This window comes from Micromonospora sp. NPDC048986, assembly GCF_040649335.1.
In the GTDB taxonomy this organism is placed as follows: Bacteria; Actinomycetota; Actinomycetes; order Mycobacteriales; family Micromonosporaceae; genus Micromonospora; species Micromonospora alfalfae.
Genome location: NZ_JBEZFJ010000014.1, coordinates 87,748 through 103,488 on the forward strand (window position 1 = coordinate 87,748; position 15,741 = coordinate 103,488).

The window sequence follows — 15,741 nt, forward strand, 5'->3', positions numbered from 1 at the left end:
GGTCCTTTGGGTTTCGCCACGGTCCCCCCGTCAGCCGTTGATGAGCTTTGACAGGTTGGTAAGGCTGCTGACGAGCGCGGTGGTGTAGCCCACGATCCGCCCCGCCCACTTGAGCACCGCGGCGGTGATCTGCACGGCGATCACTGGGATGGTGACCACGAAGATCGCCTCGACTGCCCAGACGATCACGCGAGCGACCAGGTCCGTGATGAGGTCGCGGACGATGTCTCGGGTCATGGAGACCAGGTCTCCCGCAGCCTGGGTGGCGGCCGCCATCGCCGCGGCAGCACCCCCCAGACCCGCGACAGCGTCGAGGTTGTTCTTCATCAGCGACTGGTACGCGTCGGCGGCGTGGCCCTGCCAGTCCGGCAGGTCTCCGGACAGGTGCGCCTGTAGATCGACTGCCATCTGCTGCAGATGGCCAGCCATGTTGTCCCAGGTCGCCGCGTGCGACGCGACCACGTCGGGCATGCCGGTCAACCAGTCGAGCACCTCACGCAACGGTTCGAAGTACTCCATTGCCCAACCGAGGCCGTTGGCCAGCAACGCGCTGAACGGGTCCAGCACCGTCGCGGCCACGTCCAGCCCGAGGGACACCCCGGCGAGCAGGTCATCCACCCAGCCCTCACTGCGGATCGCGTCCACCAGGCCCTCGACCCCGTCGGCCAGCGACGAGCCGGTCCACACCTCACGGGTCGACTGGACGCCCGCAACCAGCGATACGTCGGTCATGCGCTCAGCCGTCTGCTGATCGCGCTCATCGAGGCCGCCCCGTCACTGTCGGCGCCGTCGTAGCTGCCGGCGGTGCGACGCAGGCCGTCCGCGACCAACCGTAGGTTCTCGTCGAGGGACGCGACCAACTCGTCCTGGCGGGTGTGCCGGCCCTCCAGAATGGCCGAGATCCAGCCGCAGAGCAGCCCGTACGCCTGGTCGTTCTGCGCGATGTGGGCGCTCGCGCCGCGGACTGCCTCCAACCGGGAGCGCAACGCCTCGATCGACGCGCTGTGCGCGCGGATCTGCGCGGTGTCGGCCGTCCACCCTGGCGCGCTGTTCATCGTCGCCAGCCCTGGCCGTCGCGGGAGTCCGGCTCGCCCCACCCGGGCTCCGGATCGGGTCGCAGTTGCCTGCCCACCCGATCGGCGATCGCCCGCGCGGCAGTCGACTCGGTACCGACGGTCTCCGCGATGATCTGCTGCGACCGCTCGGCCAACTGCTCCTTCGCCCGCCGGAGCGCGTTCATGACCGCCTGGGCCACCACCTCGGGCGAGACCCGCTGAGTCTGCCGACCCAGGCGCAGGCCCAACAACGCGCCAGTGGAATCTACAGTGACCTCAGCCAGGCCGTTGTCGTCCGCGACAGTGACCTGCAACTCCCGCAGCCGATCACTCATCACCTTCGTGTCGGTGGCGAGCTTGTCGATGCGGCCGTGCCAGGCCCGTAGCTGATCCATCGCGCCATCCGGGTCAAGGACACCGCCCCCGCCCACAGCCCCGATTTCCATGCGCCTCCCCCGAGTAGCCCGGGATTCGGCGGGATATTGCCGAACGTCCCACGCCCTTAAGGCCAGGGTCGATTGTAGAGCATTTTCACGATCTGACTGACCCGCTGTCCCGGCCGTGACTGGCGTGACGGTGTCAGTGGAATCGCTGCCCGACGTCGATATTGACCGCTGCATCGCCGATGAGACCGCGCGAGGCGGTGGGTCTGTTCGCGGCAGCGTCGCCCAGGCACGGCATCCGCGGGCTCGAATAGGCCGCGTCGCATCCTGGGTCACCAGCCGATCGGATGATCAAAGTCGACGATCGGCTATTTCCATGTGCGGTGGACACCCTGCGCCGCTTAGGAAGGGGGCATGACCAACGAGGTGACCGTCCCACTGCTGCCGTGCGCATCCATTGACAACATCGAAACCTTCTACGGAGTGCTCGGTTTCCGCACCACGTACAAGCAGCGCAAGCCCAACGCGTGTGTAGGGGTGCAGCGTGACGACCTGCAGTTGCAGTTCTTCGAGATCCCCGGGTTTGACCCGGAACAGTCCTACGGCTCCTGCCTCGTACTCACCGCGGACATCGAGGGACTGCATCGGGCATTCGCCGCCGGCATGCGCGCCGCGTACGGCAAGGTACTGGTGTCCGGAACGCCGCGGATGACCCGGCCCAGGGCGCGGAAGAACGCCGACGGGTTGGGTGGATTCAGCGTCATCGACCCGGGTGGCAACTGGATCCGCGTCTTTCGGCACGCCGCCAGCGCGCCCCTGCCGGCCGTCACACCTGCCGGGCGGCTGGCCAAGGCCCTGGCGAATGCCGTCGTGCAGGCCGATTCCAGGGGAAACGTCGAACAGGCCGTTCGGATCCTCGACAGCGCGTTGGCCCGCCCGCAGGCCGACGACGACCCGGTCGAGCAGGTGGAAGTCCTGGTCTACCGCGCCGAACTCGCGATGGTGCTGCACGATGCAAAGACCGCAGCCGAGATGCTGGCCCGTGCCCAGGCCGTCACGCTCACGGAAGACGAATCCGAAAGGGCGGCAACCGCGTTCGACAACGCCGCCGAACTCGCAGCAGCACTACGGTGAATCACCGTACCCACGCCTGACCGGCAACCGGGCGACAGCCGCGCCTGTCAGCGGCAGACCCGGAGGTGGGCGGTGGCAGGTGGCGACGACACTGACCAGTTGGTTCGGCACCTGTCCGGCTGGGATGATCGTGGCCATGCGGTTGGAGTGGCGGTGACGGATACGTCGAATCATGAAGTGCGGCCGGCACACGGTTCGCTGGCGGTCTATCCAGGTACGTTCGATCCGTTCACCCTCGGGCACCGCGACCTGGTGGCCCGTGCTCGGGAGATGTTCGACCGGGTCATCGTGTTGCTGGCGGTGAGCGCCGACAAGCAACCAACAGCCGAGGCCACAGCCAGGGCCGTACGCGTGCGCGAGGCCATGCCGGCCGCCTGGAGCAATGTCGAGGTGGACACCTGGACCGGTCTGACCACTGCCTACTGCGCGCGCCGGGGGGCCACGGTCATCGTCCGCGGCGTGCGCACGGCAGCGGACTTTCGCCACGAGTACCAACTCGCTGCGATGAACGAGCAACTCGGCATGCGGACCGTCTGGTTGCCGCCCCGTCCGCACCTGGCGGCCACCTCGTCCACCGCCATACGCGCATACCACATGGCGAAGTCCGCCCCGCCGCTCCCGGGAGGCCGGCAGTGACGCGCGGGGCAACCGAAACGGTGACAACACGACGATGTGGCACGGCCAGGTGGGCGGCCTCGGCCAGCGCCAGGACGGCGTGCGGGTGGCCGGGTGCCCAACAGCGCCGCACGAAGCCGGAGCGTGGGCCCGATTGGCCGCGAAGGCCGGCACATGATGGGCGTTCGATCGGAAGGGGATGTTGATGACACGAGCAACACTGTTCCTGACGGTCGGCCTCCCGTGCACCGGGAAGACCACTGCTGCCCGGCGTATCGAGTTCGAGTGGAAAGCGCTTCGTCTGACGAAGGACGAATGGGTGAAGGCCCTCTACGGGCACGAGAATCCGCCATCGGCTCAGGACGTCATCGAAGGGCGGCTCATCGAGATCGGGCTGCGCGCCCTGGAACTCGGCAACAATGTTGTGATCGACTACGGCCTTTGGAGTCGAGACGAGCGCTCCGCTCTGCGACAGGCAGCGGCGGACCTCGGCGCGCTGGTGGAGATGCGCTACTTCGAGCTCACCCCGGCCGAACAGCGCCGGCGACTCGATCGGCGCCAGGCCGAGGCGCCGCACACGACGTGGCCGATGTCCGACGAGGAGCTCGCCGACTGGGCTGCCACCATCAACGTCCCGACCCCAGGCGAGCTCGACGGCACCGAACCCATCGATGACCCACCCGCTGGTTTCGCGACCTGGAACGAGTGGCGCACACACCGCTGGCCACCGTCGGTCTCCTGACGCCAGCCCCCCGCGTCGGAGGTCGACGAGGTCGCGTTGTCGCTGTCGCCCGGCAGGTCCCGTAGACACCGACCGACGGATCAGCGAGGTCAGCTTCGGCGTAGTTCGATCCGGTACCAGGCTCCCGCGTCTGTGGGGGTCTCGATCAGGGTGTCGGTGGTGCAGCTGTATCGGTCGGGAGTCCAGGAGACGCTGCCGAGCCTCGCCCGCACTTTGCCGTCGATGAGCACGGCGGCCGACGACTCCTGGGAACGTTCGGCGTCGTAGCGGATCACGCCGTCTTGCACCTCGTAGCGGGCGTCGGCCTGTCCGGACCAGACGATGTCGATGCGCTGGCGCTCGATTGTGGTCGTGAAGCGGGTTTCGTTGCCGTAGTCCAGGACGACGACGCCGTCGGGCCGGAAGGTCTGGGTGGTGCCGGTGGTGATGATCCGGTGAGTCCGGCCGGCCAGTTCCAGGTCGAACTCCCGTGACACCTCGCGCCAGGTGCCCACGAGGCAGGGATCCCCCACCGCTTCGACCCTCTCGGGCGGTGGCACGGGATGTGTGCCGACGGGCACGGGATCCGGTTTCCAGAACGCGTAGTTGCCCGGCACCTCCACGGCCGCACCGGCCAGTACCAACAGTGCCAGTCCGGCGAGCCCGACGGCCAGGACTGCGCGGGCTGGTCCCGGCGTGGCGTCCGCTCTGCCGGTAGGTACGGGGGTCGGGGTGACCCCCGCGTGGGTTCGGGAGGTATGGGTGCGGCGGCGCCAGAACCCTCCGGCGGCCGCCGCGAGCAGCGCGACCGGCACCGCAATCAGTGCCCCAGATGCCGCGATCAACGCCAACTGGAAGGTGATGAAGCTGTCGGGCAGGAAGCTCGGCAGCTCACAGGCGGGTCCTCCGGGGCCGGTGAGTCGCAGGCAGTCGGAGATACCCCGGCTCAGGTAGAAGCCGAGCGTGGCCACCGCCACGGTGGTGGTCACCGCCAGCGGTACCAGTACCGGTCGCAGTCGCGTCGAGCGGGCCGCGACGACAGCGGCACCCGCCGCTTGCAGCAGCGCAGCGACGGCCAGGTAGGTATTGGCGTACACCTGGTGGAAGTAGAGCGGCTCGCCACCGGTGAGCTCCTGCACGTTGAAGTCCGCCGGCAGGTGACGGACGTCGGCGGGCAGCGCCGCGTCGGCCGCGAACGGCAGGGCCAGCCCGACGGCGATCACGCCGAGCCCGGCCACCGCACCGATGCGCAACGCCCGTCGTACCCCGGGTGGGCGGTGCCCAGCGCGCCGGAACCAGCCCCACAGCAGCGCCGGTACCGCCCACAGCAGCACGAGCCCGGCGGTGGCGAGCGGAGTGAACTGGACGAGGACTCGCGGATAGTAGCTGTGGACGAGGCTGGTCCAGCCGGCCAGCTGGACGTACCAACCGATCCCCCACCCCGACTGGGTGGAGTGCCACTGGACGCCCTGCAGGATGCTGCCGCCGAAGGCGGTGGCGTACCAGATCGCGAACAACGGGGCCCCGACCGTGATCGCGGTCGCGGTGCAGAGGCGCCGCCGTCTGTCGGGCCGGCCGGTCGGCCCGGTGAGCACGGTGTCCACGGATCGCACCCAGGCGGTGAAGAGGAAGAGACCCGCGACGAGGAACGTCGCCGCCACGGGCAACTCGGTCACGCGCAGGAGTCCGGCTCCGCCCAGGTCGAAGTTCTCCGCGTACGTCAGGGACAACGGACCGCTGAGCGCGAACCCCAGCGCCGCGACGGCGGGTAGCAGCAGCGTGCGTCGTGTCACGGCTACGTCGGCGGTGCCGGTTCGGAGCACCGCGCGGGCGAGCAGGCGGAGCAGGAGCGCTCCGACACCGAGTGACATCAGTGCCAGACCGACGACGAGGTACTCCTCCAGCAGGCCGCCCACGGTGAGGCTGACGTTGTAGAGCACCAGTCCGAGGACGATGCCGTAGCCGGCCGTCTCGGCGAGACCGGGCCGCAACGTCACGCCTGGATCGGCAACGGCCAGCGCCCGACGTGCGGGCGATGGATGGCTACCGAGCCGGGCCAGAAGCTCCGTCCCCCTGCCGCCCAGGCCGATCCGTCGGGTCCGCACGGGCGGCCAGGGCAGTGCGTTCACCACCCTGCCGAGTGCGCCGCCCGGCGTGTCCCAGCCAGCGGCGGTGATATCCGCGTGCAGCTCGCGGGCCCGCAGGATCGCGTTGCGGGCGAGGTACACCACCGCGGTCAGCACCCCGAGCGCGACAAACGGGAACAGCACGTCAGCTACCGGGTGCGCGGTGTCCGAGGCCTCACGGGCCCGAAAGAGATCGGGCTTCAGTGACACGGCTACGAACGGGACGACGGCGACGGCGACGAACGCCCACCAGGTCGCGATGCTGAGGTAGGTGCGGTCGACGTCACCGTTGTGCAGATGCGCCAACTCGTGCCGCAGCACGGCACGGAAGCCGGCCCGGTCGAGGTCGTAGCGCACCAGCAGACCGACGTCGAGGCAGATCCGCCGCCTACCCGGCAGCCCGAACGCCTGGCCGCCGTGGGTGGTCGAGTAGGGCGCGACCAGCCACGTCGGCGGCCGGCGCAACCCCGCCTGCTGGGACAGATCCGCTAGTTCATCCAGCAGTTCGGCGTCCGCGCCGCTTGCTATCGGGCGCATCCGCCGACGCCGGGACAGCCACCACGGATGCAGCAGATACAGCAGTACGGCGACAAGCAGCTCTCCCAGGATTCCCGCCCCGACCCACAGTGCCTGCTCCCGAAGGAACGGACGCATGCAGAGCCGCACCAGGGCGGCCCCGTGGACGGCCGCGTCATCCGGTGGCGCGTAGGCGATCACCTCCTGAACGTCGACCAGGCACTGGTCCAGCGCGGTGTTGACCGGCCCGGCCCCGGGCGATGCGATATACACCGAGCCGAACGCGACGACGCTGGACGCCAGGACGGCGGCCACCAGCATCACGAAACGGATATCGGTACTGGCCCGCAGCGCCGCTCTCATCGAGTGCGAAGCAGGTGGCAGAGCATCGTGATCGGGTACGGGTCGGACCGGCTCGGATCCCTCGTCCCGCGCCGTCACCCCGGTGGTTCCGTTCGTGGCTGGCTGACCCAGTCGCCCACGATCGCGGCGGCCAGCAGGTCGGCCTCCTGGGTCGGCATCCGGCCGTGCTGGATCAGGGACCGGGCGACGAGTGCCCGTACCTCGGCCCACTGCTGCGGAGTCAGCACCGGCATGCCGACTCCCGGCGCGTCCGCCACCGCCTCGCCGTGATCGACTGCGTCGGCGTCCTGGCGCGTCACCGGTGTCAGGCCCAGCAACCGGCGGACGCTCCTTGTCGACGACACGGCCGCAGTCACCACACCCAGGCTGACGACGTACGACAGCACCTGCGCCGACGCGTCCAGCAGCACCGGGGTGAGGAGGTACTCGACTTCCGGCAGGCCCAACGTGAGTTGCCCGCTGCGCGGGTCACCACCAGCAAGAGCGCGCTTCGGATCAGCGATGTACGCGTCACGCAGCAGGTCGAAGACCCGCCGCTCCGCGGCGACCTGAGCAGGTCGCACCGATGCGGCGCGTTGCAGCATGATCCGAGCCAGCTCGGCCACCATCTGTTCGTCGACGGCTGGGGTGGCCCTCACGCGGCATCACCGGCGCTGCCGTCGAATTGGACGTCGGTTCCCGTGGTGAACACGTAACGTACTCGGATCGCCGGCCGTTCGATCGCCCGGCGTATGACCAGAACCTGCCTGTCCTGCTGCATCACGCCACGATGATGCACGGTGAGACCCGCGATCATCACTCAAAGTCACTGTCGTCTTATTGACGTGGCTGCACGGCAGCCGGTGATCATTCAGCGATGTCACGGGTCAGGAGGAGCCTGTGGTGAGCCCGAACTCTTCGGCCACGAGGGCAAAGGAGCGTAGGCGGTCCGCACTGTCGTAGATCATGGAAGTGAGCATCAGTTCGTCGGCCTGGGTGCGCCGCTGCAGCTCTGTCAGACCCTCGCGCACCGTGTCGGGCGCCCCGTGGATGACGTTGCCCACCCAGCTTTCGACGAACTCCTTCTCCTCCGGCGGGTAAGTGCGATTCTCCGCCTCGTCCGGGCTGGGAAGGGCGGCCTGCTTTCCCTGCCGCGCATACAGCATCATCAGCGCACCCGGTCGAGCCAACCGTTCGGCCTCGGGTGCGGTCGGGGCACAGGTGACGTTCACCGAGACCATCACGTGTGGTGCGGCCAGGGCAGCGGACGGACGGAATGCTCTCCGGTACTCGTCGATGGCCCGCAGGGATTGCACGGGATTGATGTGGAAGGCAGCCGCGAACGGCAGGCCGAGGCGTGCGGCCACCTCTGCACCGGTGGTCCCCGAGCCAAGTGCCCAGACGGGAAGGTTGGGCGCCACCGGCACCACGTGCACGTTGTCGCGCCGGTAGGGGTGGTTGTCCGGGAAGTCGTTCCGGAGAAAGCCCAGAAGTTCCTCGACCTCATGGCAGAAATCGCTGCCACCCGCGCCCTCGCCGCTGCGACGCAGCGCCTGCATGACCGACGGCAGGCCACCGGGACTTCGGCCGACGCCCAGGTCGATGCGGCCGGGGTGGAAGGCGTTCAGGACGCCGAACTGCTCGGCCACGATCAGTGGTGCGTGGTTGGTGAGCATGACTCCTCCCGACCCGAGCCGGATGAAGCGGGTCGCGGCACCGAGGTGGGCAAGAAGAACCGCAGGGGCCGGGCTGCTCGAGGCGGGAAAGCTGTGGTGCTCGGCGACCCAGAAGCGCCGGTAACCCCAACGCTCGGCGGCCTGCGCCAGGGTCGTCGTCTGTTGGAGCGCGTCGGCCGGCCGGCTCCCGACGCCAGTGATGACCAGGTCGAGAATCGACAGGGGCGCCGGACTCGTCCCGTGCCGTCCGTCCGGGGCCGCGCCTATCGGCGGATCGGTGCCGCGTCGTTGTTCCACTACCACTCCCCTAACCGGAAACCGAAACGAACTGTGGGTCTACTCGTGAGCTGCGCCACGACCTGTCCCGTCTGGAGGCACGGAGAGGCTCCATCGTCAGACCAACGTCTCGCCACCATCGACGGTCAGTGTGGTGCCGGTCGTGAAGGTGCTCGTGAGGGCATAGAGGACCGCGCGGACGACGTCGTCCGGGTTGCCCACCCGAGCAGCCGGGTTGCGGGCCGCCCGACCCGCGAACAGTTCGGCTTTCTGCTGCTCGCCGAGCGCGTCGTAGGCACCGCTGTCGATGGTTCCCGGCGAGACTGAGTTCACCCGCAGCGGCGCGAGTTCCACGGCCAAGGCCCTGGTGACCGCGTCGACGCCGCCGTTGGTGGCCGCGACCGCCAGCATGCCCGGCACCGGTTTGCGGGCGGTCGCGCCCGAGAAGAAGACGAAACTGCCGTCCCGCGGCATGCGAGGCGCGAAGTGCTTGGCCAGCAGGATCGAGCCGAGCACCTTGGTCGACAGGGATTGCAGCACGGCGGCTGGCTGCAGGTCGCTCAGACGCCCGCGAGCCCGGGCCGACGCTGTCGACACGACGTGGTCGACGCGACCCAACCGTTCAGCGAGCGCCGCGACGCTCGCCTCATCGGTGACGTCGACGGATTCGACGCTCAGCTCCTCGCCGTACGCGTCCGCCAGGGCATCGCGGTTGCGGGAGGCGACGATCACGGCGGCGCCGCAGGCGCGTACGGCGGTGACGATTGCGCCGGCAATGCCGCCGCTGCGGCCGATCACCAGTACTGTTCGGTTTTCCAGTTCAGTGTGCACAACTCAATTCCTCACTTTCGCCTCCGCAGCTTCACCGGCCCTTGGGCTCGGCCTGCCGAATCATCGGGCGGAGAGAACTGCTGATCTCAGTGATTCCATCGCGTGGAAGGCTCGCGACTTGGCCGTCCCGATCGGCACGCGAAGGAGGTCGGCGGCATCTCCGGCGCTGCGGCTGTGCAGGTAGATCTCCTCGAACGCTCTGCGGCGCTCGGGGCTCAGCTTGCGGAACGCGTCGAGCATGGACTCCCGGGCCACGACGAAGTCCATCGGGTCAGCCGGCGAGGAGTAGTTCTGCAGTTCACGTTCGCCCTGGAACTCCTGGGGCCGCCGTACGCGCTTGCGCGCCTCGTCCGCCGACACATGACGAGCGATCGTGAAAAGCCACGGCTGGAGGTGGTCCTCGTCGACCGGGACGTCGCCGATGTGCCGCCAGACCCTCAACATCGTCTCCTGCAGGAGGTCTTCGACGATCTGCGGCCGGTAGCTGTTGATTCGCTTGAGATACCGGAGCAGGGCGCCGGAACGTTCCTCGAAGATCTGCCGCAACTTTTCCACGTCACGCCGTCGGAGGGACTTCCGGTCGTCGTGTCGGAGGAGTTGCCCTGACTCTCCGGTGATGTGCGGGCTCTCGTCCGGGCCGTCGAGGCGCGGAGCAGCAATGGCCATCATTTACTCCTGGGCAGCGTGATCAGGTGAGCGGGTGGCCGCCGCCGGAGTGCCGGCACATCGGCGGCGGCCGGTCGGCTTCACCAGTCAGCTAGTGACCCCGCTCGGGGCAGCCTTCGCGCTTTCCGGCATCGCCACGGACAGCCGGCGGCCGAGGAAGTCGCGGATGATCGTGGCAACCGCGTCGCCGGCGCTCTCGAGCAGGAAGTGGCCGCCGTCGAGCAGGTGGATCTCGGCATCGCTGGCGTCGGTGGCGAAGGCCCGCGCCCCGGCCGGGCCGAAGATCTCGTCACCGCGGCCCCACACGGCCAGCACCGGTACGCCGCTGCTGCGCAGGTATTCGTGCAGACGAGGGTAGAGCGGCGGGTTGGTGGCGTAGTCGCGGAACAGGGAAAGCTGGACATCGTCGTTGCCCGGCCGGCTGAGCAGGGCGTAGTCGTGGTGCCAGATGTCCGGGCTGATCAGGGTCTCGTCGGGCGTGCCGGTGAGGTACTGCCAGCGGGTCACGTCCAGGGTGAGCGCCGCACGGACAGCGGACTCGGTCTCCGGGGTCTGCTCCTTCTGGTAGTTCCATACCGTCTGCCAGAAGCTCTCGACGAAACCCTCCTCGTACCCGTTGCCGTTCTGGGTGATGATCGCCGTGATCGCCTCAGGATCGCGCAGGGCCAGCCGGAATCCGACGGGTGCTCCATAGTCCTGCACGTAGATGGCGTACCGCGTGATGCCGAGCTGCTTCAGCAGGTTGGCGGTGAGGTCGGTCAACGCGTCGAAGGTGTAGCCGAACTCGTCGGCCGCGGGAGCGTCCGACAGTCCGAATCCGAGATGGTCAGGCGCGATGACGTGATAGCGATCGGCCAGCGCCGGAATCAGGTTGCGGAACATGAACGACGACGTCGGGAACCCGTGCAGGAGGACCACTGTCGGCGCATCGGCCGGGCCGGCCTCCCGGTAGAACAGTTGATGCCCTGCCACTGAGGCATACCGGTGGTGAACGTTCGGCACGACTCCCCCTTCTCCGCTGCTGTGGACCGTCAGGACGGTTTTCGACCCGTACGGTTGCGAGCCTGGCTCGGCGAGAAGGGGCTTCGCCTCCGAATCACCACCGGTGGACCCCCGGCCTGGACCCGGGGGTGCCTGGCGGTACGTCAACCAGCGACGACGGCTGGCGTCCCTTTTCAGCAGCCCGGTCCTGTTTCCGCGTTCTACCCGGGGAAGGGTTGCCAGGTCCGGGGGTGCCACCGGTGGCAGACCCGGGGCTCGATCCGGTCGGCGACGCGCAGGATTGTCCGATGGACGTTGGCCCAGACACCGCAGGCCTGCCGGCAGCCCCTCGGCCGCGGCTTAACGGTCCTGACGAGAACCGGTTCGAGGAGCTGAAGCGGGGTGCGACCGCCGGTTCCGGCGGTGGGATACGCATCGTCGACAACCGCGGCATCGGAAGCTCATCGGCCCTGGATCCTGTGATCGACAAGGCTGCCAACTTCCGGGTGCTTCGGGTACGGGCGGTCGCTGCCGAGCAGGAGATCCCCTTCGCGGCGTTGCATCTGCTCTGTGGTGAGCTGCTCGAGGGCTGCGCGCTCCTTCCGGCCGTCCACCTCGCGACACTGAGGGCCGCATTCGGTCTGCTCGACGAGCCCAGGCCCTCCGTTGGCGCTGTCGCTCCCGCTGTGCTCGAGTTGCTCAGCGGCATCGCCCAGGGGCAACCCGTCTGCGTTGCCGTCGACGACGCCCAGTGGCTGGACGAGCCCACCGCCGAGGTTCTGGCCTTTGTGGCCGCCCAGGCAACCCACCGACCCCTGATGATCGTGATCGCTGGCACGCACACGCCGCGGCTTGACCGGTTCGGGCAGGTCCCGGCGATGCGCATGCGGCCAATCGATCGCGGTGAGCTCCGCGGTCAGCTCAGGGCCGTCTGGCCGGGTCTCGTCGACGACGCCGTGGCCGAACGCATGCTGGCAGAATCTGGCGGAAACCTGTGCATGCTGGTGGAGTCGCTCCGGGGCTACCCGGCGGCGGAGCTGGCCGGTGGATTCGTGATTCCCAGCCCACGTCGCAGCCGTTCGTGCTCGTACGAAGGCGCCTGTCCGGGCGGTGACGGTCACCTCACGGCGGCGTCCCGGCGGCTTCTGCTCGCCGCGGCGGCCGACCCGACCGGTGACGTCCTGCTCTTCGAGCGTATGACGGCCGAGCTGGGCGTCGGCTCGGAAACCCTCGTCGCGGCCCACCTGGTCGAGGTTGGCGATCATGTCACCTTCGCCTGCCCCGAGCTGAGATCGGTCAGCTACCACTCGGCCGCGCCGGCCGAACGGCGATTGATCCACCGCAAGCTCGCCCAGCACACGGTCGGCGATCCGACGCGCCGGCTGTGGCATCTCGGCCTGGCGGCCGCCGCCCAGGACGACGCTCTCGCTGACGACCTCGAGACCCACGCCGACCTGGCGCAGCTCCGCGGGGGCACTGCGGCCCGTGCCGCATTCCTGGAGAGGGCCGCCCTGCTCACCAGCGACCCGGCCGGACGCGCCGACCGAGCGCTCGCGGCGTCGGCTGCGATGTACGACCACGGCGACCTTGCCGGCGCCCAGCGGCTCCTGGCCATCGTGACGCCGGAGTCGCAGGACGCCGTCCGCGCCGCTCGGCGGAGTTGGCACGCGGCCCGGATCAAGTCCGTCGTGCGTTCCGGTGCGGACCCCGCGCGCCAACTGCTGGAGGCCGCCCGGCGGTTGTTGCCACTCGACCCGGCCGACGCCCGGGAGGCGTACCTCGATGCCCTCCTCACGGCGATATTCGCCGCCGGGCCCACGGATCGCGCGCTGCTGTTCGTCATGGCGACCGAGGCCCGCGCCGCCGTGTGCGAACAACGTCGCCGACCGGCTGATCAGCTTCTGTTCGGGCTGGCCACCCGGGTACTCGACGGCTACGCCCGCTCGGTTGCCCCGCTGCGGGCAGCGATATCGGCATTCCGGGAGCCGTCTCTCGACCCTCGGGTGGCACGGTGGCTCGGCCTCGCGGGTCTGCTTGCCGCGGACGTGTGGGACAGCCAGGCGTGGCGGGACTTGGTTCAGCGTTACGCCGAGACGGGACAGGGCACACGGCGCGACAACCTGCCCTCGCCGTTTCCCGCGTGGGCAGGCCATCACGACACCGGGATCGCCGAGGTGGTTACGGCAGCGGCGCTGCACAACGCGGCAGGGCAGTACGGCCTGGCCGTCGAGGCGGCTCACAAGGCGGTGCGGTCGGAGCGTCCCGGCGTCACCGGCGAGGCGCTGATCGAGCTGGTCGAGGCGGCGGTCCGCGCGGGTGACCAGCGTCTGGCCGCAGAGACCGCGGCCCAGCTCGTGCAGCGCACCACCCCGGCGGGGAGCGACTGGGCGCTGGGCGTCCAGGCAACCGCCGAGGCGCTGCTCGCCAAGGAGCAGAACGCGGAGGCGGCATACCGGGAGGCCGTCGAGCGGCTCGGCCGCACCGGCCTGCTCGATCGGTTGGGACGGGCCGAGCTGCTCTACGGCGAATGGTTGCGTCGGCGTAACCGCCGCGTCGAAGCCCGGGCTCAGCTTCGCGCCGCGAGCAGGCATTTCGGCGAGGTCGGCGCCGTTGCCTTCATCGAGCGTGCCCGCCGGGAGCTGCTCGCGACCGGGGAGAACACGCGTCAGCAGACCGACGGAAGCCGTCGGCAGCTGACCCCGCAGGAGACCCAGGTCGCCTCGCTGGCCCAGGCCGGGTTGAGCAATGCCGAGATCGCCGCACAGTTGGCCATCAGCCCTCGTACGGCCGAATATCACCTGTACAAGGCCTTCGCCAAGCTCGGCGTCAGGTCCCGTGCGAAGCTACAGCGACTTCGGGATCTGTGCGGGCAGGCCGGCACTCCCGCGGGATCGTGATCTGGCGTCAGCGAGCGGTCAGGCGTCGTTCCCGTCTCGATACGCCTCCAGCAGCCGCAGCCACACCTCACTGACCGTCGGAAATGACGGCACGGCGTGCCACAGCCGGCTGATGGGCACCTGCCCGGCCACGGCGACGGTGGCCGAGTGAAGCAGTTCGGCGACTCCGAGCCCCACGAAGGTCACGCCGAGAAGGTGCTCGGTTGCGCTGTCGACGACCATGCGGGCCCGGCCCTGGTAGTCGTCGGCGAACAGGCGAGCGCCAGCGACGGCTGCCGCCATGTCGACGTCGACGACCCGCACGTCATACCCATCGCGGCGCGCCTGGTCGGCGGCGAGCCCGACCGCCGCAACCTCGGGATCGGTGAAGATGACCTGTGGCAGGGCGTGCACGTCAGCCGTCGCCGCGTGCCGACCCCAGGTCGAGGTGTCCAGGGCCCTGCCCGCGGCGACGGACGCGATGGCGTTGCCGACGATGCGGGCCTGGTACTTGCCCTGATGGGTCAACAGCGCGCGATGGTTGACGTCACCGATCGCGTACAGCCAGCCGCCTTCGACGCCGTGTACCCGGCAGGTGTCGTCCACGTCGAGCCAGGACCCCGGCCTGAGCCCCACCGTCTCGAGACCGATGTCGCCCGTGAGCGGGACGCGGCCGACGGCGACGAGCACCTCGTCGGCTTCCACCTCGGCCCCGTCGTCGAGGACAAGCGTCACGGGATCGGTGGGTGACGGCCGGCGCATCGACGTCACTGTCGTCCCGTGTCGGACGTCGACGCCCGCCTTCTGCAGAGCCGCGCCGACCATCTCGCCGGCGAAGGATTCGAGCCGTGGTAGGAGACGCGACTCCCGCGCCAACAGCGTCACCGCGGACCCGAGACCCTGCCACGCGGTGGCCATCTCCACACCGACCGCGCCGCCGCCGATGATCGCCAAGCGGCCGGGTACGGCCGAGGTGTCGGTGGCGGTCCGGTTCGTCCAGACCCACGCCTCTGCGATACCCGGCATGTCCGGGATCGCCGCGCGGCTGCCGGTGCAGACCACTACGGCGTGTCGGGCCTTCAGACCGACGATCTGGTCTTGCGGGGTTGCGACGGCGACCCGGCGCGGACCGTCCACACGACCGTGGCCACGGAACAGGTCGGCGCCGACGTCCTTGACCCACTGCGCCTGCCCGGAGTCGTCCCAACCAGTGACGAAGAGGTCACGGCGGCGGAAGACACCGGCAGCTTCGACGGGTCCTGTGACGGCCTGCCGTGCGCCGTCAAGCCGGCGGGCCTCGTCCACCGCGATGACCGGGCGAAGCATCGCCTTGCTCGGGATGCACGCCCAGTAGGAACATTCACCGCCGACGAGTTCCTTCTCGACCATCGCCACGGTGAGGCCAGCTGCCGTGGCGCGCGCGGCGACGCTCTGTCCGACGGGACCACCGCCGATGACGATCACGTCGTAGGTCCTGTCCGAAGAAGCCTCGGATTCGGAGTTTCCCATTGATCTCGCCTTTCGGGATCGCACAGTCAGGTCA

At 69.2% G+C, this 15,741-nt stretch carries 15 protein-coding genes; 4 read left to right on the forward strand and 11 right to left on the reverse strand.

The genetic code is table 11. The features are described 5' to 3' along the window. Positions 1–30: 30 nt before the first annotated feature. Genes AB0B94_RS25860 through AB0B94_RS25870 form a run of 3 tightly spaced genes read right to left on the reverse strand, consistent with a single transcriptional unit; the run spans position 31 to position 1,450 of the window. Positions 31–732: a hypothetical protein gene (locus AB0B94_RS25860; RefSeq protein ID WP_238668103.1), complete on the reverse strand. Its 702-nt coding sequence runs from the start codon at positions 730–732 to the stop codon at positions 31–33. Further along, entirely contained in the window at positions 729–1,055 is a 327-nt protein-coding gene (locus tag AB0B94_RS25865; protein ID WP_357285508.1) for a type VII secretion target, read from the reverse strand. Before AB0B94_RS25865 ends, AB0B94_RS25860 begins: the two co-directional genes overlap by 4 nt. Next, positions 1,052–1,450 (reverse strand): YbaB/EbfC family nucleoid-associated protein, encoded by a 399-nt coding sequence (locus tag AB0B94_RS25870; protein ID WP_357285513.1) that lies wholly within the window; start codon positions 1,448–1,450, stop codon positions 1,052–1,054. Before AB0B94_RS25870 ends, AB0B94_RS25865 begins: the two co-directional genes overlap by 4 nt. A gap of 402 nt (positions 1,451–1,852) precedes the next feature. On the opposite strand from AB0B94_RS25870, the gene AB0B94_RS25875 reads away from it, so the two are divergent. The 3 genes from AB0B94_RS25875 to AB0B94_RS25885 all read left to right on the forward strand — a co-directional run bounded on the left by AB0B94_RS25875 (position 1,853) and on the right by AB0B94_RS25885 (position 3,929). Beyond that, positions 1,853–2,572, forward strand: coding sequence for a VOC family protein (locus tag AB0B94_RS25875; protein WP_357285518.1), 720 nt, complete (start codon positions 1,853–1,855; stop codon positions 2,570–2,572). Positions 2,573–2,644: 72 nt separating this feature from the next. Next, the gene (gene coaD / locus AB0B94_RS25880) at positions 2,645–3,208 is read left to right on the forward strand and encodes a pantetheine-phosphate adenylyltransferase (RefSeq protein WP_357285522.1); all 564 of its coding nucleotides are present in this window, start codon (positions 2,645–2,647) and stop codon (positions 3,206–3,208) included. A gap of 184 nt (positions 3,209–3,392) precedes the next feature. Next, complete coding sequence (locus tag AB0B94_RS25885) at positions 3,393–3,929, forward strand: ATP-binding protein (RefSeq protein ID WP_357285527.1); 537 nt, start codon at positions 3,393–3,395, stop codon at positions 3,927–3,929. A gap of 89 nt (positions 3,930–4,018) precedes the next feature. On the opposite strand, the gene AB0B94_RS25890 is transcribed toward AB0B94_RS25885, so the two are convergent. From AB0B94_RS25890 to AB0B94_RS25920, 7 genes are all read right to left on the reverse strand, one after another. Beyond that, on the reverse strand, positions 4,019–6,865 hold the full coding sequence (locus AB0B94_RS25890) for a M48 family metalloprotease (RefSeq protein ID WP_357285530.1): 2,847 nt from the start codon (positions 6,863–6,865) through the stop codon (positions 4,019–4,021). A 122-nt stretch (positions 6,866–6,987) separates the two neighbouring features. Beyond that, on the reverse strand, positions 6,988–7,551 hold the full coding sequence (locus AB0B94_RS25895; RefSeq protein ID WP_357285532.1) for a hypothetical protein: 564 nt from the start codon (positions 7,549–7,551) through the stop codon (positions 6,988–6,990). Next, on the reverse strand, positions 7,548–7,676 hold the full coding sequence (locus tag AB0B94_RS25900) for a hypothetical protein (protein WP_357285536.1): 129 nt from the start codon (positions 7,674–7,676) through the stop codon (positions 7,548–7,550). The genes AB0B94_RS25895 and AB0B94_RS25900 overlap by 4 nt, the downstream gene beginning before the upstream one ends. A 103-nt stretch (positions 7,677–7,779) precedes the next feature. Next, on the reverse strand, positions 7,780–8,865 hold the full coding sequence (locus tag AB0B94_RS25905; protein WP_357285539.1) for an LLM class flavin-dependent oxidoreductase: 1,086 nt from the start codon (positions 8,863–8,865) through the stop codon (positions 7,780–7,782). A gap of 96 nt (positions 8,866–8,961) precedes the next feature. Beyond that, positions 8,962–9,675, reverse strand: a complete 714-nt coding sequence (locus AB0B94_RS25910) for an SDR family oxidoreductase (protein ID WP_357285542.1) — start codon at positions 9,673–9,675, stop codon at positions 8,962–8,964. A 60-nt stretch (positions 9,676–9,735) separates the two neighbouring features. Next, positions 9,736–10,221, reverse strand: coding sequence for a sigma-70 family RNA polymerase sigma factor (locus tag AB0B94_RS25915; RefSeq protein WP_357285545.1), 486 nt, complete (start codon positions 10,219–10,221; stop codon positions 9,736–9,738). 207 nt (positions 10,222–10,428) lie between these two features. Next, the gene (locus AB0B94_RS25920) at positions 10,429–11,343 is read right to left on the reverse strand and encodes an alpha/beta hydrolase (RefSeq protein WP_357285549.1); all 915 of its coding nucleotides are present in this window, start codon (positions 11,341–11,343) and stop codon (positions 10,429–10,431) included. A 128-nt stretch (positions 11,344–11,471) separates the two neighbouring features. Here AB0B94_RS25920 and AB0B94_RS25925 point away from each other — a divergent pair, with 128 nt between their 5' ends. Then, entirely contained in the window at positions 11,472–14,219 is a 2,748-nt protein-coding gene (locus AB0B94_RS25925; RefSeq protein ID WP_357285553.1) for a LuxR C-terminal-related transcriptional regulator, read from the forward strand. An 18-nt stretch (positions 14,220–14,237) separates the two neighbouring features. Here the strand turns inward: AB0B94_RS25925 and AB0B94_RS25930 are convergent, their stop codons facing one another. Continuing rightward, entirely contained in the window at positions 14,238–15,707 is a 1,470-nt protein-coding gene (locus AB0B94_RS25930) for an NAD(P)/FAD-dependent oxidoreductase (protein ID WP_357285556.1), read from the reverse strand. Positions 15,708–15,741 lie beyond the last annotated feature (34 nt).